Origin of the sequence: Roseomonas acroporae (genome assembly GCF_023223525.1) — a bacterium.
GTDB classification, from domain to species: Bacteria; Pseudomonadota; Alphaproteobacteria; order Acetobacterales; family Acetobacteraceae; genus Roseomonas_E; species Roseomonas_E acroporae.
This window is the reverse complement of the sequence record NZ_JALPRX010000111.1, coordinates 1-17,170: the sequence shown is the minus strand read 5'-3', so window position 1 is coordinate 17,170 and position 17,170 is coordinate 1. Positions and strand designations below refer to the sequence as shown.

17 protein-coding genes are annotated in these 17,170 nt (G+C 74.5%); 12 read left to right on the top strand and 5 right to left on the bottom strand.

Annotated features, from left to right (window positions below; genetic code table 11):
- Positions 1 to 86 precede the first annotated feature (86 nt).
- Both M0638_RS22865 and pncB read left to right on the top strand, forming a co-directional pair.
- Complete coding sequence (locus tag M0638_RS22865) at positions 87 to 662, top strand: NUDIX domain-containing protein (protein ID WP_248669275.1); 576 nt, start codon at positions 87 to 89, stop codon at positions 660 to 662.
- 142 nt (positions 663 to 804) lie between these two features.
- Positions 805 to 2,109, top strand: coding sequence for a nicotinate phosphoribosyltransferase (gene pncB / locus M0638_RS22860; RefSeq protein WP_248669274.1), 1,305 nt, complete (start codon positions 805 to 807; stop codon positions 2,107 to 2,109).
- A gap of 106 nt (positions 2,110 to 2,215) precedes the next feature.
- Here the strand turns inward: pncB and M0638_RS22855 are convergent, their stop codons facing one another.
- Together M0638_RS22855 and M0638_RS22850 are read right to left on the bottom strand one after the other, a co-directional pair.
- The gene (locus M0638_RS22855) at positions 2,216 to 2,539 is read right to left on the bottom strand and encodes a hypothetical protein (protein WP_248669273.1); all 324 of its coding nucleotides are present in this window, start codon (positions 2,537 to 2,539) and stop codon (positions 2,216 to 2,218) included.
- Between the two features lie 85 nt (positions 2,540 to 2,624).
- Positions 2,625 to 3,026: a hypothetical protein gene (locus tag M0638_RS22850; protein WP_248669272.1), complete on the bottom strand. Its 402-nt coding sequence runs from the start codon at positions 3,024 to 3,026 to the stop codon at positions 2,625 to 2,627.
- Between the two features lie 207 nt (positions 3,027 to 3,233).
- Here M0638_RS22850 and M0638_RS22845 point away from each other — a divergent pair, with 207 nt between their 5' ends.
- From M0638_RS22845 to M0638_RS22830, 4 genes are all read left to right on the top strand, one after another.
- The gene (locus tag M0638_RS22845) at positions 3,234 to 4,274 is read left to right on the top strand and encodes a 2-dehydro-3-deoxygalactonokinase (RefSeq protein WP_248669271.1); all 1,041 of its coding nucleotides are present in this window, start codon (positions 3,234 to 3,236) and stop codon (positions 4,272 to 4,274) included.
- Entirely contained in the window at positions 4,274 to 4,891 is a 618-nt protein-coding gene (locus M0638_RS22840; RefSeq protein WP_248669270.1) for a 2-dehydro-3-deoxy-6-phosphogalactonate aldolase, read from the top strand. The genes M0638_RS22845 and M0638_RS22840 overlap by 1 nt, the downstream gene beginning before the upstream one ends.
- 167 nt (positions 4,892 to 5,058) lie before the next feature.
- A complete protein-coding gene (locus M0638_RS22835; RefSeq protein ID WP_248669269.1) occupies positions 5,059 to 6,474 on the top strand; it encodes a TrkH family potassium uptake protein in 1,416 nt (471 codons plus the stop codon).
- Positions 6,467 to 7,138 (top strand): potassium channel family protein, encoded by a 672-nt coding sequence (locus M0638_RS22830; protein ID WP_248669268.1) that lies wholly within the window; start codon positions 6,467 to 6,469, stop codon positions 7,136 to 7,138. Before M0638_RS22835 ends, M0638_RS22830 begins: the two co-directional genes overlap by 8 nt.
- 136 nt (positions 7,139 to 7,274) lie before the next feature.
- On the opposite strand, the gene hutU is transcribed toward M0638_RS22830, so the two are convergent.
- Entirely contained in the window at positions 7,275 to 8,951 is a 1,677-nt protein-coding gene (hutU, locus tag M0638_RS22825; protein ID WP_248669267.1) for a urocanate hydratase, read from the bottom strand.
- Positions 8,952 to 9,269: 318 nt separating this feature from the next.
- On the opposite strand from hutU, the gene M0638_RS22820 reads away from it, so the two are divergent.
- The 3 genes from M0638_RS22820 to M0638_RS22810 all read left to right on the top strand — a co-directional run bounded on the left by M0638_RS22820 (position 9,270) and on the right by M0638_RS22810 (position 12,808).
- On the top strand, positions 9,270 to 9,710 hold the full coding sequence (locus M0638_RS22820; protein WP_248669266.1) for an acyl-CoA thioesterase: 441 nt from the start codon (positions 9,270 to 9,272) through the stop codon (positions 9,708 to 9,710).
- 151 nt (positions 9,711 to 9,861) lie between these two features.
- Positions 9,862 to 11,181 (top strand): MFS transporter, encoded by a 1,320-nt coding sequence (locus M0638_RS22815; protein ID WP_248669265.1) that lies wholly within the window; start codon positions 9,862 to 9,864, stop codon positions 11,179 to 11,181.
- Positions 11,182 to 11,407: 226 nt separating this feature from the next.
- The gene (locus tag M0638_RS22810) at positions 11,408 to 12,808 is read left to right on the top strand and encodes a formimidoylglutamate deiminase (RefSeq protein ID WP_248669264.1); all 1,401 of its coding nucleotides are present in this window, start codon (positions 11,408 to 11,410) and stop codon (positions 12,806 to 12,808) included.
- A 197-nt stretch (positions 12,809 to 13,005) separates the two neighbouring features.
- Here the strand turns inward: M0638_RS22810 and M0638_RS22805 are convergent, their stop codons facing one another.
- Both M0638_RS22805 and M0638_RS22800 read right to left on the bottom strand, forming a co-directional pair.
- Positions 13,006 to 13,149, bottom strand: coding sequence for a peptide chain release factor 1 (locus M0638_RS22805; RefSeq protein WP_248669263.1), 144 nt, complete (start codon positions 13,147 to 13,149; stop codon positions 13,006 to 13,008).
- Positions 13,150 to 13,307: 158 nt separating this feature from the next.
- Positions 13,308 to 14,528 (bottom strand): hypothetical protein, encoded by a 1,221-nt coding sequence (locus M0638_RS22800; RefSeq protein WP_248669262.1) that lies wholly within the window; start codon positions 14,526 to 14,528, stop codon positions 13,308 to 13,310.
- Between the two features lie 442 nt (positions 14,529 to 14,970).
- Between M0638_RS22800 and M0638_RS22795 the strand changes: the two genes are divergently transcribed.
- The 3 genes from M0638_RS22795 to rfbC all read left to right on the top strand — a co-directional run bounded on the left by M0638_RS22795 (position 14,971) and on the right by rfbC (position 17,014).
- Positions 14,971 to 15,567, top strand: coding sequence for a D-sedoheptulose-7-phosphate isomerase (locus M0638_RS22795; protein WP_248669261.1), 597 nt, complete (start codon positions 14,971 to 14,973; stop codon positions 15,565 to 15,567).
- A complete protein-coding gene (locus M0638_RS22790; RefSeq protein WP_248669260.1) occupies positions 15,560 to 16,132 on the top strand; it encodes a D-glycero-alpha-D-manno-heptose-1,7-bisphosphate 7-phosphatase in 573 nt (190 codons plus the stop codon). The genes M0638_RS22795 and M0638_RS22790 overlap by 8 nt, the downstream gene beginning before the upstream one ends.
- A gap of 225 nt (positions 16,133 to 16,357) precedes the next feature.
- On the top strand, positions 16,358 to 17,014 hold the full coding sequence (gene rfbC, locus M0638_RS22785) for a dTDP-4-dehydrorhamnose 3,5-epimerase (RefSeq protein ID WP_248669259.1): 657 nt from the start codon (positions 16,358 to 16,360) through the stop codon (positions 17,012 to 17,014).
- The last annotated feature ends 156 nt before the right edge of the window (positions 17,015 to 17,170 follow it).

The following is a 17,170-nucleotide window of genomic DNA, read 5'->3' as shown; positions in this document are numbered from 1 at the left end:
GCTTGGATCGCCCGGATGGGAACCGGCCGCGGCCGGGCGCGGCGCGCCGTGACGGCCGCGGGTAGGGCCGAGGGGGAGCAGGGTTGATGACGACGCTGCGGATAACCGGCGCCGAGACGCTTTCGTCGGGCCATCTCGCCCTGCGCCGCTACACCGTGGAGCAGATCCGCCGCGACGGCACGCGCGAGACGTTGCGCCGCGAGGTGTGCGTCTCTCGCCGCAGCGTCGCGGTGCTGCTGGCCGATCCGGCGCGCGGCACGGTGCTGCTGGTGCGCCAGCCCCGCGTGCCCGCCCTGGTGAACGGCGACGACCCGCTGCTGCTGGAGGCCTGTGCCGGCAACATCGACGACGGCGAATCGCCCGAAGCGGCGGCGCGGCGCGAGGTGGAGGAGGAGACCGGCCACGCCATCGCCCGGCTGCGCCCGCTCTTCGAGCTGTATCCGAGCCCCGGCATCAGCTCCGAACGGCTCTGCCTGTTCCAGGCCGAGATCGGCCCGCGCATCGGCCAGGGCGGCGGCATGACGGAGGAGGGCGAGGACATCGCCCTGGTGGAGATGCCCTTCGACGAGGCCTGGGCGATGATGGAGCGCGGCGGCATCGTCGACGCCAAGACGGTGATCCTGCTGCAGCAGGCGCGGCTGCACGGCCTCGCCGTCGGCTGAGCCCGCCCCGGCGGACCGCCCCGGTGGATCGCCCCGGCGCCTCGGTCTCCCCGGCTGCCGCCTCCTCGCCATCCCCTGCCGCCCCCGGCACGCCGCCCGGGGGGCGGGGCCGCCGACCACTGGGAAAACCCGCGGGAACGCCATGATCATCAACCTCGCGCAGCGCGCCCACAACCGGAACTGGGAGCTGGACCCGGCGGTCCGCTCGCTGCTCGACACCGACTTCTACAAGCTGCTGATGCTGCAGTTCATCTGGCGGCACTTCCGCGAGACGAAGGTGGGATTCGCTTTCCTCAACCGCACGCGCGCGGTGCGGCTGGCCGGGGAGGTGGACGCGACCGAGCTGCGCCGGCAGCTCGACTACGCCCGCACGCTGCGCTTCCGCCGCTCCGAGCTGATCTGGCTGGCCGGCAACACCTTCTACGGCCAGCGCGGCATCTTCGCGCCCGACTTCCTCGCCTGGCTGGAGGAGTTCTCGCTGCCGCCCTACGAGCTGGGCGAGGCGGACGGCCAGCTCACGCTGCGCTTCTCCGGCCGCTGGACCGACGTGACCCTGTGGGAGATCTACGCCCTCTCCATCGTCAACGAGCTGCGCACGCGCCACGCGCTGGCGCGGCTGAGCGAGTTCGAGCTCGACATCCTCTACGCCCGCGCCAAGGCGCGCCTCTGGTCCAAGATCGAGCGGCTGCGCGAGGGCGGCGCCTGCGCGCCGGTCGCCGATTTCGGCACGCGGCGGCGGCATTCCTTCCTCTGGCAGGAATACGTGGTGACGGCGATGGCGACCGAGCTCGGCGCCTGCTTCACCGGCACCTCCAACGCCTTCCTCGCCTTCAAGCACGACCTGGAGGCGATCGGCACCAACGCGCACGAGCTGCCCATGGCGATGGCGGCGCTGGCCGACACGGATGCCGCGCTGAAGCAGGCGCAGTACCGCCTGCTCGACCTCTGGCGCGAGACCTATGGCGGCAACCTGCTCATCATGCTGCCCGACACCTACGGCACCACGCAGTTCCTGCGCGACGCGCCGGAGTGGGCCGCCGACTGGACCGGCATCCGCGTCGACAGCAAGGACCCGGTGATGGCGGGCGAGGAGTACATCGCCTGGGTGGAATTCCGCGGCCGCGACCCTGGCACGAAGCGCATCCTGTTCTCGGACGGGCTCGACGTGGACGAGATCCTGCGCCTGCGCGCGCATTTCGGCGGCCGTGTGCTCGACGCCTATGGCTGGGGCACGCTGCTGACCAACGACTTCCGGGACTGCCACCCGCGCAACCTGCCCGACCTCGAACCCATCAGCCTGGTCTGCAAGCTGGCCGAGGTGGAGGGCCGCCCGGCGGTGAAGCTGAGCGACAACTACCTCAAGGCCACCGGCCCGGCCGAGGAGGTGGCGCGCTACCGCGCCGTGTTCGGCACGGCGGGCGTGGCCAACATTCCCGTGCGGGTCTGACACCGCCCCGCGCAGGCCAGGACCTGCGCGGGTTGCTCCCGGCGGTGCCGGATGGCCGTGGCGGGCATGCGCCGCGCCGTGACGGCCGGACGGGCCGGGATCGCCGTCAGGAGCCGCGCCGGGATCCGGATGGCGCGGGCGCCGCCATGCCGTCGCCGCTGCCTGCGCCCTGCTGCGGGCCGCGGCACTGGTAGGTCTCCTCCACCATCCGCGCGGCGTTCGGCCCGCCCCCGGCACGCGTGTAGGGGAAGGCGAGCCGGCCCACGGTCGCGCAGCGGTCGACGGCGAGCTGGTAGGCCGGCAGCGTCGGCGCCATCTCGCCGCGCCGGACCACGACGTTGTCGCCGTTGACCGAAACGATCTCCGCCGCCGGCGGTGCCGCGCGGCAGCCCGGCAGCAGCGCGACCAGCAGCAGCAGGGTTCGCTTCATCGTGCTTCTCCTCGCGGGGCCGCGGCGCGGCGACTCGTCGGCCGGCAGCTTGTCGTCGAAACGACGAGCGGGGAAGGGCGCTGCCTCAGCCGGTGCCCCGCGTACCGGGATGGGCGCCGCCCGGGTCGGCGTGCGGCGCGGCGGCCTCGTCGAGCAGCAGCTCGTGCACCAGCGCGCGCAGCGCGGCGATGAAGGCCTGCTCCTGCCCGCCCGCCACCCGGAAGGCGAGCCAGCGCAGCGCGTCGGTCCCGTCGGCTGCCAGGAAGCCCGGCAGGTGCCGCGCCTCGCCCAGCAGCAGGTCGCGCACCCGGCGCCGGTTGGCGGCGCCGCGGAAGACGGGCGGCACGCGCAGCAGGATGTCGGGACCGAAGGCCGCGACCAGGCGGCGCAGGTCGATCCCCACCTCGACCGTGGCGCCGCTCCGCCCATCGGCCGGCCCTTCCCGGCCCGGCCGAGCGGCGATCATCCCCTCCCGCCCGGAATCCATCGCCTCTCCCCGTCGCCGCCCCTTCCGCCGGCCGGCGGCGCCGACCAGAATGGCGCCCCGCGGCGCCGGGGCCTGCGCCGGCGGAGGATAGCGCGCGGGACGGGCCGCGGGGCAGGGCCACCTGCCGCGCCGGGCCTTTCCGCGGGGTCCGGAAGGCGGGCGCGGTGGCAGGGGCGGGCCCGGATGGGCGACCACGGAGAGACACGCATGCCACCCGTCGACACGCCCGGCCGCGCCGCCGGCGGACCCGACGCGCCGCGCCTGATCGCGCTGGACTGGGGCACCACCGCGCTGCGCGCCTTCCTGCTCGGCGCGGGCGGGCGGGTGCTGGACCGGCGCGCCGCACCGCGCGGCCTGCTGCAGGTGCCGCCGGGCGGCTTCGCCGCCGTGCTGGCGGAGATCCTCGGCGACTGGCGCCGGCCCGGCCTGCCGGCGCTGGCGGCGGGGATGGTCGGCAGCGCCCAGGGCTGGCGCGAGGTGCCCTATCATCGCGGCCCGGCCGGCCTCGCCGACCTCGCCGCCGGGCTGCTGCCGGTGCCGGAGAAGGGGCCGGAAGGCGAGGCGGTGCTGCGCATCGTGCCCGGCATCCTGCTCGACGGCGCGCCCCCCGAGGTGATGCCCGAGGTGATGCGGGGCGAGGAGACGCAGGTGATGGGCGCGCTCGCCCTGGAACCCGGCCTGCGCGCCGCCGCCCGCATCGTGCTGCCGGGCACGCACAGCAAGTGGGTGGCGGTGCGCGACGGCCGCATCACGTCGTTCCGCACCTACATGACCGGCGAGCTGTTCGCCGTGCTGCGCGCCCATTCCATCCTCGGCCGCGCCCTGGCTCCCTCGGCGCAACCGGCCGGCGCGGCGGACGAGGAGGAGGCCTGGGCCGCCTTCGACCGCGGCGTGGACGCGGCCCGCGCCGGCAAGGCCGGCCTCGCGCCGCTGCTCTTCTCGGCCCGCACGCTGGTGCTGGCGGGCGCGCTGCCGGCGGCGGCGAGCCTCGACTACCTTTCCGGCCTGCTGATCGGCGACGAGCTGCGCGCCGCCCTGCCGGTGGGCGAGCCGGGCATCCCCCTGGCCCTGATCGGCGACCCGGCGCTGTGCCGCCGCTACCGCCGCGCCTTCGCCCGCCTCGGCCTGCCAGGGACGCACGCTGGGACGCCCGATGGGCCGCGCGAGATCGCGGGCGCCACCGAGGCCGGGCTGTGGCACACCGCGCTGGCCGCCGGCCTGGTGGCTGGCCCCGAGGAGACACGCTGATGCATCCCTGGCTCGACCGGCTGCCGCTCGTCGCCATCCTGCGCGGCGTCACTCCGGACGAGGCGCTGCCGGTGGGCGAGGCGCTGGTGGCGGCCGGCTTCGCGATCATCGAGGTGCCGCTGAACTCGCCCGCGCCGCTGGAGAGCATCGCCCGCCTCGCCGCCCGCTTCGCGCCCGATGTCCTGGTCGGCGCCGGCACGGTGACGACGGCGGCGCAGGTGGCGGAGATCGCCGGCGCCGGCGGCCGGCTGGTCGTGATGCCGCACGGCGACCCGGCGGTGGTGCGCGCGGCGAAGTCGGCCGGGCTGTTCTGCGCCCCCGGCGTCGCCACGCCCACCGAGGGTTTCGCGGCCCTGGCCAACGGCGCCGACGCGCTGAAGCTGTTCCCCGCCGAGGCGATGCCGCCCGCCGTGCTGAAGGCCTGGCGCAGCGTGTTCCCGCGGGAGGTGGCCTTCCTGCCCGTGGGCGGCATCACGCCCGCGCGCATGGCCGAGTACGTGGCGGCGGGGGCGGCGGGCTTCGGCCTGGGCTCGGCGCTGTACCGGCCGGGCATGACGGCCGCGGCGGTGGGGGAGCGGGCGCGGGAATTCGTGGCGGCGTGGCGGGCGCTGGGGTGAGGCGGCGGCAGGGCCGGGTTCCCGCGCCTCCGGCCGCCCCATCCGGGGCGCTTGCCTGAACCGGCGGCAACGCCCCGCCGGGCGGCGCGCCGCGCAGCCCGGGCTTGACCCTGCCGTGCCGCGACCAACAAGCTGTTCCCCCCGGATGGCCGGAAAGGGTCGGGACCTTGCGGCAGGAGGTCAGGAGCAGCTGCGCCCATGTCGGCCTGTCGCCCTCGCTGGCGCGCGACGCGGCGCTGCCGCAGCGGGCGCTGGGCACCGCGCTGCGCCACCCGACGCGGCTGATCCCGATCGCCTTCCTGCTCGTCATCCTGCTCGGCACGGCGCTGCTGATGCTGCCGCAGGCGCGGGCGGACGGGCACGCGGCGCCCTTCTTCACCGCGCTGTTCACCGCCACCTCCGCCGCCAGCCTCTCCGGCATCTCGGTGGTGGACCCGGCGAGCTACTGGACCCTGCCGGGGCAGGCGGTGATCCTGGTGCTGATGCAGCTCGGGGGCCTGGGCATCCTGACCGGCGCCACGCTGCTCGGCCTGCTAGTGACGCGGCGGCTGCGACTCTCCTCGCGGCTGATGGCGCGGGCCGAGACGCAGATCATCGCGCTCGGCGACGTGACGGCGATCCTGCGCCTCGTGCTGGCGATGACGCTGGGGACGGAGGCGCTGGCGGCCGCCGCGCTCTGCCTGCGGCTGCGCCTCGGCTACGGCATGGAATGGGGCGAGGCGGCCTGGACCGGCCTCTTCCACGCCGTCTCCGCCTACACCAATGCCGGCCTCTCCACCTACGGCGACAGCCTGGTGCGCTTCGGCGGCGACCTCTGCGTCACCGTGCCGGTGATGCTGGCGGTGCTGGCGGGCGGGATCGGCGTGCCGGTGGTGCACGACCTGCGCCGCGCGCCGCTGGAGCCGCAGCGCTGGAGCCTGCACACGCGCATCACGCTGCTCGGCAGCCTGGGGCTGCTGCTGTCCGGCTGGGCCGGGGTGCTGGCCTACGAGTGGAGCAACGCCGCCACGCTGGCCGGGCTGCCGCTGCCGGAGCGCGTGCACGGCGCGCTGTTCCACGCGGTGATGACGCGCTCGGGCGGCTTCAACACGGTGGATGTCGGCGCCATGCGGCCGGAGACGCTGCTGCTGAGCACCGCGCTGATGCTGATCGGCGGCGGCAGCGCCAGCACGGCGGGCGGCATCCGGGTGACGACCTTCGTGCTGCTCGGCCTCGCCGTCTGGGCCGAGATACGCGGCTCGCCCGACACCAACGCGTTCGGCCGGCGCGTGCCGGAGACGGTGCTGCGCCAGGCGCTGACCATCGCGCTGGTGGCGATCGCCATGGTCTGCGCCGCCACGCTGCTGCTGATGTCGCTCACCGACCATCCGGCCGAGAAGGTGCTGTTCGAGGTGGTCTCGGCCCTCGCCACGGTCGGGCTTTCCGCCGGAGTCTCGGCCTCGCTGCCCGGCGCGGGGCTGGCGGTGCTGGTGGTGCTGATGTTCCTCGGCCGCGTCGGCACCGTCACCATCGCGACGGCGCTCGCGCTGCGCCACGGCCGGGCCGCGTACCGCTATCCGGAGGAGCGACCCATCGTTGGCTAGGAATTCCGCGAAGGCCGCCGCCGGCGTGGTGGTGATCGGGCTCGGCCGCTTCGGCGGCGCCGTCGCCCGCTCGCTGGTGCGCATGGGCCACGAGGTGCTGGGCATCGACGAGGACCCGGAGCTGGTGCAGCGCTGGGCCGACGACCTGACGCACGTGGTGCAGGCCGACACCACCGACGCCGACACGCTGCGCCGCCTCGGCGTGCCGGAATTCCCGCACGCCGTGGTGGGCATCGGCAGCAACCTGGAGGCCAGCGTGCTGACGGTGCTGGCGCTGAGCGAGCTCGGGATCGCCGAGATCTGGGCCAAGGCGCTCACCGTCAACCACGGCCGCATCCTGGAGCGCACGGGCGCGCACCACGTCGTCTATCCCGAGATGGCGATGGGCGAGCGCGTGGCGCACCTCGTCACCGGCAAGATGATCGACTTCATCGAGTTCGACGACGGCTTCGCCATCGTCAAGACGCGGGCGCCGGCCGAGGCGGCGGGCCGCACCCTGGCGGAATCGGCGCTGCGCGCGCGCTACGGCATCACCATCGTCGGCGTGAAGCGCAGGGGCGAGGACTTCACCTACGCGAAGCCGGAGACGCGGGTGGAGGCGGGGGACCTGCTGATCGTCTCCGGCCCGACGCGGCTGGTGGAGGCGTTCGCGGCGCGGACGTGATGCGGCGGCCGCCGCGTGCGCGGACGCTGCCGGGGCGCCGCCCCGGACCCCGGCAGGGAAGGGCGTTGCCCTCCCCTGCACCCCTCCCACCAAGGGGCGAGGCCCCCTTGGAACCCCCGGTTCGGGAAGCGGGTCTTCAGCCCCCCAGCATCGGCAGGTCCAGCCCGTTCTCCCGCGCGCAGTCGATGGCGAGGTCGTAGCCCGCATCGGCGTGGCGCATCACCCCGGTCGCCGGGTCGTTCCACAGCACGCGCGCGAGGCGCCGCGCCGCCGCCTCGGTGCCGTCGGCCACGATCACCATGCCCGCATGCTGCGAGTAGCCCATGCCGACGCCGCCGCCATGGTGCAGGCTGACCCAGGTGGCGCCGGAGGCCGTGTTCAGCAGCGCGTTCAGCAGCGGCCAGTCGGAGACGGCGTCGGAGCCGTCGCGCATCGCCTCCGTCTCGCGGTTGGGCGAGGCGACGGAGCCGGAATCGAGGTGGTCGCGCCCGATCACGATCGGCGCGCGCAACTCGCCCTTCGCCACCATCTCGTTGAAGGCGAGGCCGAGCCGGTGCCGCTGCCCGAGCCCGACCCAGCAGATGCGCGCCGGCAATCCCTGGAAGCTGATCCGCTCGCGCGCCATGTCGAGCCAGCGGTGCAGGTGCGGGTCGTCCGGGATCAGTTCCCGCACCTTCGCGTCGGTGCGGAAGATGTCCTCCGGGTCGCCCGAGAGCGCGGCCCAGCGGAACGGGCCGATGCCGCGGCAGAACAGCGGCCGGATATAGGCCGGCACGAAGCCGGGGAAACCGAAGGCGTCCGCCAGCCCCTCGTCCTTCGCCATCTGGCGGATGTTGTTGCCGTAGTCGAGCACCCTGGCACCCAGGCGCTGGAAGTCCAGCATCGCCTGTACCTGCGCCACCATCGAGCGCTTCGCGGCCGCCGCCACCGCCGCCGGATCGGTCTCGCGCTTCGCTTCCCACTCCGCCAGCGTCCAGCCCGCCGGCAGGTAGCCGTTGGCGGGGTCGTGCGCGCTGGTCTGGTCGGTCACGATGTCCGGCACCACGCCGCGCCGCACCAGCTCGGGGAACACCTCGGCCGCGTTGCCGAGCAGCCCGACGCTCACGGCCCGCTTCTCGTCGCAGGCCGTGCTGATCATCGCCAGCGCCGTGTCGAGGTCGTCGGCGCGGTGGTCGAGGTAGCGCGTCTCCAGCCGCTTCTCGATTCGGCTCGGCTGGCACTCCACGGCGAGCACCGAGGCGCCGGCGAACACGCCGGCCAGCGGCTGCGCCCCGCCCATGCCGCCGAGCCCGCCGGTCAGGATCCAGCGCCCCGCGAGGTCGCCGCCGAAATGCTGCCGGCCGCACTCGGCGAAGGTCTCGTAGGTGCCCTGCACGATGCCCTGGCTGCCGATGTAGATCCAGGAGCCGGCCGTCATCTGGCCGTACATCATCAGCCCCTTGCGGTCGAGCTCGGAGAAGTGCTCCCAGCTCGCCCAGCGCGGCACCAGGTTGGAATTGGCGATCAGCACGCGCGGCGCGTCCGCATGCGTCTCGAACACGCCGACCGGCTTGCCGGACTGCACCAGCAGCGTCTGCGTCTCCCCGAGCCGGCGCAGCACCGAGACGATGGTCTCGTAGCTCCGCCAGTCGCGCGCGGCGCGGCCGATGCCGCCGTAGACCACCAGCTCGCCCGGCCGCTCCGCCACCTCGTCGTCGAGGTTGTTCATCAGCATGCGCAAGGGCGCCTCGGTCAGCCAGGAGCGGGCCGAGAGGGCCGGGCCGCGCGGCGCGCGGATGGCGGGGGCGTTGCGGAAGCGGGTGGTGTCGCTCATGCGGCCGAGCCTAGCGCGCGCCGCGCGGCGGGGACCAGCGGCTCGGGGCGGCGCTTCGCGGGACCGGGCGCCGGCCGGTATGGCGGTGCCCAGCGGGAGCAGACGGCGGGAGCAGGCGGCGGCGGCAGACGGCGGGATCTGGCGGCGGGAAGGGGGACGCGGCCGTCCGGGAGACCGCCGGCACCCCGTCCGCTCCCCGGTTGACGCCGCCGCCGCATCCGGGAAGTGTCGCGCCACGGCCCGCCGGAGGCCACAGGAACCGAGCAAGCCCATGGCGTCTTCCCCCGAATCCCGTCCTCTCTCCCCTCGGCCGTCGGCATGAGCGACGGCCGCGCCCCGCTCCCGACGCCGGAGCGATACCCGTTCTGGACCGAGGAGAAGCTCCGCTTCGGCGACACCGACCTGCTCGGCCACATCAACAACAGCGCCTATTCCGTGTTCTGCGAGTCCGGCCGGGTCGAGATGCTCCGTCAGGTGCGCGGCGGCGTCGTCATGGGCGACAGCTTCATCGTGATCGTCCGCCTCGCCATCGACTTCCGGCAGGAGCTGCACTACCCGGGCACGGTGCGCGTCGGCAGCGCCGTCACGCGCATCGGCAACACCTCCTTCACCGTGGAGCAGGGCCTGTTCGGCGCGCCCGGCTGCGTCGCCACCTCGGAGGCGGTGTGCGTGCTGCTCGGCACCGACACGCGCCGCCCCGTCCCCATTCCCGAGGCCGAGCGCGCGCAATTGCTGGCCCTGGCGCCGCTGGCGGGCTGAGCCGATGAACCCGCCGCCGGGGGCCGGCGCCACGGGGCCGGCCGCGCCGGCCGCCCCGCCGCCCTCCCCGAAGTCAACTTCTCCCGCCGCCTCCCTTGCCATCTCCCCTGGCGGCACCGCCAGGAACACGCCAGGCGGCGACGGCCTGCCCATGCCGCGCCGGCTCTGGGCGGTGCTGGCCATCCTGGTCGGCGCCTTCCTCGGCAGCCTCGACGTCGCCATCGCCAACATCGCCCTGCCCACCATCGCCGCGGATCTGCGCGCCTCGCCCTCGGCCGTCGTGTGGGTGGTCAACGCCTACCAGCTCGCCATCGCCGTCTCGCTGCTGCCGCTGGCGGCGCTGGGCGAGCGGATCGGGCAGAAGCGCCTCTACATCGGCGGCATGGCGCTGTTCACCCTGGCCTCGCTGCTCTGCGCCGCCGCTCCCACGCTCGGCTGGCTGGTGGCGGCGCGCGTGCTCCAGGGGCTCGGCGGCGCCTCCTCCTCCGTGGTGGGCGGCGTGCTGATGCGCACGATCTTCCCGCAGCGGCTGATCGGGCGCGGCATCTCGCTGTTCGGGCTCAGCGTCGCCATCTCGGCCGCCCTCGGCCCCTCCGTCGCCGCGGCGATCCTCACCACCGCCGACTGGCCCTGGCTGTTCCTGGTGAACCTGCCCTTCGGCCTGTTCGCCATCGTCGGCGCCGCCCTCGTCCTGCCGCCCAGCGCCACGCTGCGCCGCCGCTTCGACCAGGTGGGCGCGCTGCTCAACGCCGTGATGCTGACGCTGCTGATCCTCGGCGTGGACGCGCTGGGCGAGCATGGCTGGCAGGGACCGGCGGCGGTCGCCGTGGCGCTGGGCCTCGGCGTCGTGCTGCTGCGCCACCAGCGGCGCCACCCCAGCCCGCTGGTGCCGCTCGACCTGCTGCGCCTGCCGGTCTTCGCGCTCTCGATCGGCACCTCGATCTGCTCCTACACGGCGCAGGCCATCGCCTACATCGCCATGCCCTTCTTCCTCCAGCACGGCCTCGGCTACGACGCGGTGCGCACCGGCCTGCTGGTCACGCCCTGGCCGCTGGTGATCGTGGTGGCCGCCCCCCTCTCGGGCTGGCTGTCGGACCGCTACCCGGCCGGCATCCTGAGCAGCATCGGCCTCGCCTGCCTCGCCGCCGGGCTGCTCTCGCTCGCCCTGCTGCCGGCCGCCCCCGCCGACTGGGACATCGTCTGGCGCATGATGCTCTGCGGCATCGGCTTCGGCTTCTTCCAGACGCCCAACAACCGCGCCGTCCTCACCACCGGCCCGGTGGCGCGCACCGGCGCCGCCAACGGCATGATGGCGCAGGCGCGGCTGATCGGCTCCACCCTGGGCGCCGCCATCGTGGCCGGCGGCTTCGCCCTGCTCGGCGGCGACGCGGCCACCGTGCCGCTGCTGCTGGTGGCCGCCGGCGTCGCGGCCTTCGGCGCGGTGGTGAGCGTGACCCGGCTGGCGCAGTAGCGGGGAAGGCGAAGCCTCGTCGGGGAGGGCTTTGTCCTTCCCGAACCCCGCCTCGATCATCGGGAAGGGCGCCGCCCTCCCCGAACCTCTCCTGGACCTCTCTTCGTTGGGCTCCGATGTCGCGACACCACGACTATTCTTCCCGCAAAGGGGGTTCCAAGGGGGCTTCGCCCCTTGGTGGGGTCCAGGGGCGACGCCCCTGGCGGGGTCCGGGGCGGAGCCCCGAATGACCCCCGCGCTGTTCGCCCGCCGTGCCCTGCTGCCCGCCGGCTGGGCCAGCGACGTCCGCATCGAGTCCGACCCGCACGGCACCATCGTCGCCGTCACCCCGGACTCTCCCGCGCGCGACGACGCCGAACGCCTGTCGGGCAGCGTGATTCCCGGCCTGCCCAACCTGCACAGCCACGCCTTCCAGCGCGCCATGGCCGGCGGCGCCGAGCGCCGCTCCCCGCCCGAGGCCCGTGCCGCCGATGGCGGCCACGACAGCTTCTGGACCTGGCGCGACACCATGTACCGCTTCGTCGGCCTGCTCTCGCCCGACGACGCGGAGGCGGTGGCGGCGCAGCTCTACGTGGAGTGCCTGGAAGCCGGCTACACCGCCGTCGCCGAGTTCCACTACCTGCACCACGCCCCGGACGGCCGCCCCTATGCCGACCGCGCCGAGATGGCGCTGCGCCACCTGGAGGCCGCGCGGCAGGCCGGCATCGGCATCACCATGCTGCCGAGCCTCTACCGCCACGGCGGCATCTTCGGGCGGGAGCCGGCGCCGGGCCAGCGCCGCTTCCTCAACGACCTGGACGGCTTCTCGCGCATCGTGCAGCGCGTGCGCGAGGCGGTGGAGGGCGACCCGCAGGCCGGCTGGGGCGTGGCGCCGCACTCGCTGCGCGCCGTGACGCCGACCATGCTGCACGCGCTGGCCGGGCTCGACGCGCCGATCCACATCCACGCCGCCGAGCAGCGGCGCGAGGTGGCGGAATGCGTGGCGGCCACCGGCGCCCGGCCCGTGCGCTGGCTGCTCGACCACGCGCCGCTCGACGCGCGCTGGTGCCTGATCCACTGCACCCACATGGAGCCCGACGAGGTGCGCGACCTCGCCGCCACCAGCGCCGTGGCCGGACTCTGCCCGACCACCGAGGCCTCGCTCGGCGACGGGCTGTTCGCCCTGCCCGGCTGGCTGGCGGCGGGCGGGATGCTCGGCATCGGCAGCGACAGCCAGGTGAGCAGCTCCCCGCGCGAGGAGCTGCGGCAGCTGGAAACCGGCCAGCGCCTGGCCCTGCGGCAGCGATCGGTGGCGACCGACGCGGCGAACCCGCATCCCGGCCGCGTGCTGGTCGAGGCGGCGCTGGCCGGCGGCGCGCGGGCCAGCGGCCGCCCGATCGGCGCCATCGCGCCGGGGATGCGCTGCGACCTCGTGGAGCTGGATATCTCGCACCCGTCGCTGGTCGGCTACGCGGACGACGCGCTGCTGGATGCCTGGATCCTCGGCGCCACCGGCAACGCGACCCGCAACCCGGTGCGCAGCGTGCATTGCGGCGGCGCGCGGGTGGTGACGCAGGGGCGCCATGTCGAGGCCGAGGCGGTGGCGTCCGCCTTCGCGTCGGTGATGCGGCGGCTGCTCACAGCGTAGGGCGCGCCGGCGGGCGGTGCCGCACGCCCGCCGGTGGCCGGCTCACGATGGGATCGGCGTCTCGCGGAGGAGGGCGGCGTGCCGGCCGGGGCCGGGTACGCGCGGCGGGGGAGGGGCGGAAGGGTGGGAACCGGGCAGGCGGAAACAGGGTCGACGGAAGCAGGACCGGCGGACGGGGCCGCGCGTCGACAGGGACGTCAGACGCGCTCGTCCTCCGCTTCCGACTTCTCGCTGATCTCGGCCAGCAGCGACCAGATCCGGTGCGGGTCCATGCGCGTATCGGGGTCGTTCAACAGCCGATCGAGCTCATCCAGCTTCGTCTGGAACTCAATCTCGGTCATCGGAGCTTCCCTGCGGCAAGGCGGTTGGAGGAGGGGCCAACTTTCCGGCGCCACGCCATCAACTCATGAAAACGATAGGGAGGCACAGCGGTTCCTGGCATCACGCTGCACCTGCGAGATCACATTTTTGTGATTCCAAGGGTGGCCATTGGGGTGGTTCACGACGTGGAAAGGATGGCCGGTGCCAGGGCGGGCAGCCTGGCCGACGGATGGCCCGGGTTGCGGAAACGCAGCTCGCCGGCCGGCGCGGCGTCGGGCGGGCCCAGCCCCAGCAGCTCGAATCGGGAGGCGCAGGTGACGGCGACCACGGGCCGCGCGGCGGGCTCGGTCAGGAAGCGCCGGGCGGCGCCTTCCAGCTCCAGCCGCTCGCGCAGGCCGCGCCATTCGCCCCGCTCCACATCCTCGACGAACATGGCGAGGATACCCGGCCGGGTGCCGGAGAGCCGGCTCGTCGCGGCCTCGCGCATGCGGTGACACACGGCGGTGGCGATCGCATCCTCGCGCCCGGCCCGCGCGGCCATCACGAAGACGCTGCCGCTCGCGGCGCCGGGCTGGGAGCCGGGCATGGCGGGGCCCGTGATGGCGAGGTGCGCCTCGGGGCCGAATTGCGCCCGCAGATGCGCCGGCAGGCCCAGCCCGGCCACCTGCGCGCCGGCCAGCACCAGCGGGTCGAGCTTGAGCACGGCGGACTGGCTGGCATCCTGCCGCCTCTCGGCCTGCAGCAGGTCGGAGATGCGCCGATGCAGCTCCGCGAGCCCCGCCGGCCCCGACAGGCCCTCCGGCAGGGTGATCTTCAGCAGGTAGCGGCCGGGATGCGCGGCAAGCCAGGTCTGCAGCTCCGGATTCACCGCATCCACCAGCGCGTGCCAGTCGCCGCGATGCACCGGCCGACCCTCCTCGGCCGAGACCATCCCGCATGACACCTCCGCCTCGGCGCCGTCGCGCGCGATGACGAGGTCGTGCGCCGTCTCCTCGGCGAGGCCGGAGAAGTGCACGGCGAAGCCGTTGGCGCGGTGCAGGGCGGCGGTGCGCAGCAGGTGGAACAGCGGGATCAACGTCGCCTCGCCGGTCAGCCCCTGCAGCAGCCGCTGGCGCAGCCTCTCGCGCGGCTCGGGCGGCAGGGTGTGGGAAAGGCGCACCGCCTCCTCGGCGAATCCGAGCAGCCGCCGTTCCACCGCCGAGACGGGGCGCTCGCCCGGCGCCGCGCGCAGCCGGGCCAGCGCCAGCTCCAGCGCATGGCGCTGCTGGATCGCGCGTCCCTGGCGGGACAGGGCCCGGGCGCGCTCGCCGATCTCCGCCAGGCGGTGCCGCCAGCGCCCGTCGCCGCACAGGTCCACGAAGGCGGCGAGCGACGGGTCGGTGGGTTGGGCGGGCGGCATGAGAGCGATCCGTTCGTGCTTCGTCCCTGCGTCGTCGGCGGCGCGCGCCAAGTCAAATCACGTCCCTGACGCACCCTTCGCGGTTATCTCGGCGCCGCAGGAGGAGGGGGCGGGGCCTTCCAGGAGACGGCGCGCGCCGGGCAACGGACGGTCCGGGCAACGGACAGGTGCAACGGACAGGTTGAGTGGCGGACGGGACCGGCCTATTCGTCCTTCTCTCGACGCCCGCTTCGCCACGACGTATGTCCGGGCATGGGTCGGGCCACGCCCGCCCTGCCGTGCCGGCGGCCTTCCGGACCTCTCCGGGCCTGCCGGCCAGGACACCGGACAGAACCGAAGACGGCCCGGAACATCGATCCCGGCGCCCGGGTCCCGGGCAAGGCCCGGAACACTCGCCAGGATACGCGGCCATGATCCCACCCGACCGCTGGAACAGATCCACATGATCGCACTCGACCGCTGGCTCGCCGATGCCGAAACCCTCCTGGCCACCAGCCGGCGGCAGGGGCTGGATGCCGTCATGGAGCGTGCCGTGCAGGCCACCGTCGAGGCGCTGGCGGCCGGCCGGCCGCTGCTGGTCTGCGGCAACGGCGGCTCGGCCGCCGACGCGCAGCACATCGTCGGCGAGATGGTCGGCCGCTTCCTGAAGGAGCGCCGGGCGCTGAAGGCGATCTGCCTCTCCTCCAACGCCGCCGTGCTGACCGCCTGGGCCAACGACTACTCCTACGAGACGGTGTTCAGCCGCCAGGTCGAGGCCTATGCCGAGCCGGGGGGGGTGGTGCTCGGCATCTCCACCTCCGGCAACTCCCGCAACGTGGTGGCGGCGCTCGAGGTGGCGCGCGCGGCCGGGATGGTCACGATCGGCCTGACCGGCGAGGGCGGCGGCCGCATGGCCGAGCTCTGCGACCATCTCTTCGCCGTGCCCAGCCGCTCCACCCCGGCGATCCAGCAGGTGCACCTGTGCCTCTACCACTGCTTCTGCGCGGCGGTGGAGGAGGCGATGACCAACCAGCCGGCCCCGCAACCCGCCCATGGCTGAGGCGGCGAGGGTGGCGGACGGGGTGGCGGCGGGGCTGTCGCCCCGCCCCGCCGCCTTCCTGGACCGGGACGGGGTGCTGATCGAGGACACCGGCTACCCGCACGACCCGGCCAGGATACGCTGGATGCCGGGGGCCGCGGCGGCGGTGCGGCGGCTGAACGAGGCCGGGCTGTTCGTCTTCGTGGTCACCAACCAGGCCGGCGTGGCGCGCGGCCTGTTCCCGGAGGAGACGGTGCAGCACCTGCACCGCTGGATGGCGGCGCGCCTGGCCGAGGCGGGGGCGCGCATCGACGCCTTCCGCTACTGCCCGCACCACCCGGAGGCGCCGGTCGAGGCCTACCGGCGGGACTGTTACTGCCGCAAGCCGGCGCCGGGGATGATCGAGAAGCTGCGGGCGGCATGGCCGGTGCGGATGGCCGGCTCCTTCCTGATCGGCGACAAGGTGAGCGACATCGAGGCGGCCGAGGCGGCGGGGCTGCCCGGCCACCGCTTCTCGGGGGGTGACCTCGATGCCTTCGTGGCGGGGCTGCCCGAGATGGCCGCCGCCCCGTGCGGCGGCGGCTGAGCCTTCGCGGAACCCGGTCGCGCGGCCGGGATCCGGCCGGGGCGGCGGCGCCGCGCCCTCCCTCCGTCCGGGCCGACCGGTCGCGAATGCCCCGGGGCGCCCGGAGGAGCGGGGTTGCCGCCGGTCGCCGGCGCCTGCCGGGACCGCGGGCCGATACGGTTCCCAACGCCGCGTTGCATCTCGGTTGCGCTGTGCTATAGGGCGGCCAGCCGAGACATCGGCGGCATGGATGTGTCCCTGCCGGCAGCGCCGCCGGCCTGCGGCACGGGCAAGGCCGGAAGCAGCACCCTGACCTTCAATCAGACCAGAGGCGAGCGGCGTTCCGGCAACGCCGTGGCAACGCCGTTCGAGATCGACGGGCCGCTGCTGATCGGCGTGCGCCGCTTCGGCGACGCGCGCGGCTTCTTCAGCGAGACCTACAGCCGCCGCGACTTCGCCGCGATCGGCGTCGAGGCGGAATTCGTCCAGGACAACCACTCGCTCTCCGCCCCCGTCGGCACGGTGCGCGGGCTGCACTTCCAGGTGCCGCCATACGCCCAGGCCAAGCTGGTGCGCGTGCTGCGGGGCGCCGTGCTGGACGTGGCGGTGGACCTGCGCCACGGCTCGCCCACCTTCGGCCACCACATCACCGCGGAGCTGAGCGCGGCCAACGGGTTGCAGCTCTACGTGCCGGTCGGCTTCGCGCACGGCTTCTGCACGCTGCTGCCGGATACCGAGGTGGCCTACAAGGTCTCCGAGGTCTACGCGCCGGACTGCGACCGGGGCCTCGCCTGGGATGACCCGGCGCTCGGCATCGAGTGGCCCGTGGCGCGCGAGGCGGCGGTGCTGTCGGACAAGGATCGCCGGCAGCCGCGCCTGGCCGACCTGCCGCCGCTCTTCTGACCCCCGCGCCGGACGCCATGCGGTCGCCACGGCTGCCTCCATCGCCGCCCCGCCGCCGGGCGGGACCGGCGGCATCGACGTGCCTCCCGAGGCGGCTGCCCGCGGTGCGCGCCAAGGCGTTTTCGAGCCGGGCGTACTCACCCGGCGACCCGGAAA

Excerpts from the sequence above, each read along its gene's own strand:
- M0638_RS22820 (WP_248669266.1), top strand. The coding sequence starts at position 9,270 with ATGAGCGACGGCCGCGCCCCGCTCCCGACGCCGGAGCGATACCCGTTC.
- pncB (WP_248669274.1), top strand. The coding sequence starts at position 805 with ATGATCATCAACCTCGCGCAGCGCGCCCACAACCGGAACTGGGAGCTG.
- M0638_RS22865 (WP_248669275.1), top strand. The coding sequence starts at position 87 with ATGACGACGCTGCGGATAACCGGCGCCGAGACGCTTTCGTCGGGCCAT.
- M0638_RS22790 (WP_248669260.1), top strand. The coding sequence starts at position 15,560 with ATGGCTGAGGCGGCGAGGGTGGCGGACGGGGTGGCGGCGGGGCTGTCG.
- M0638_RS22795 (WP_248669261.1), top strand. The coding sequence starts at position 14,971 with ATGATCGCACTCGACCGCTGGCTCGCCGATGCCGAAACCCTCCTGGCC.
- M0638_RS22805 (WP_248669263.1), bottom strand. The coding sequence starts at position 13,149 with ATGACCGAGATTGAGTTCCAGACGAAGCTGGATGAGCTCGATCGGCTG.
- M0638_RS22850 (WP_248669272.1), bottom strand. The coding sequence starts at position 3,026 with ATGGATTCCGGGCGGGAGGGGATGATCGCCGCTCGGCCGGGCCGGGAA.
- M0638_RS22815 (WP_248669265.1), top strand. The coding sequence starts at position 9,862 with ATGCCGCGCCGGCTCTGGGCGGTGCTGGCCATCCTGGTCGGCGCCTTC.
- hutU (WP_248669267.1), bottom strand. The coding sequence starts at position 8,951 with ATGAGCGACACCACCCGCTTCCGCAACGCCCCCGCCATCCGCGCGCCG.
- M0638_RS22810 (WP_248669264.1), top strand. The coding sequence starts at position 11,408 with ATGACCCCCGCGCTGTTCGCCCGCCGTGCCCTGCTGCCCGCCGGCTGG.
- M0638_RS22855 (WP_248669273.1), bottom strand. The coding sequence starts at position 2,539 with ATGAAGCGAACCCTGCTGCTGCTGGTCGCGCTGCTGCCGGGCTGCCGC.
- M0638_RS22800 (WP_248669262.1), bottom strand. The coding sequence starts at position 14,528 with ATGCCGCCCGCCCAACCCACCGACCCGTCGCTCGCCGCCTTCGTGGAC.
- rfbC (WP_248669259.1), top strand. The coding sequence starts at position 16,358 with ATGGATGTGTCCCTGCCGGCAGCGCCGCCGGCCTGCGGCACGGGCAAG.
- M0638_RS22840 (WP_248669270.1), top strand. The coding sequence starts at position 4,274 with ATGCATCCCTGGCTCGACCGGCTGCCGCTCGTCGCCATCCTGCGCGGC.
- M0638_RS22845 (WP_248669271.1), top strand. The coding sequence starts at position 3,234 with ATGCCACCCGTCGACACGCCCGGCCGCGCCGCCGGCGGACCCGACGCG.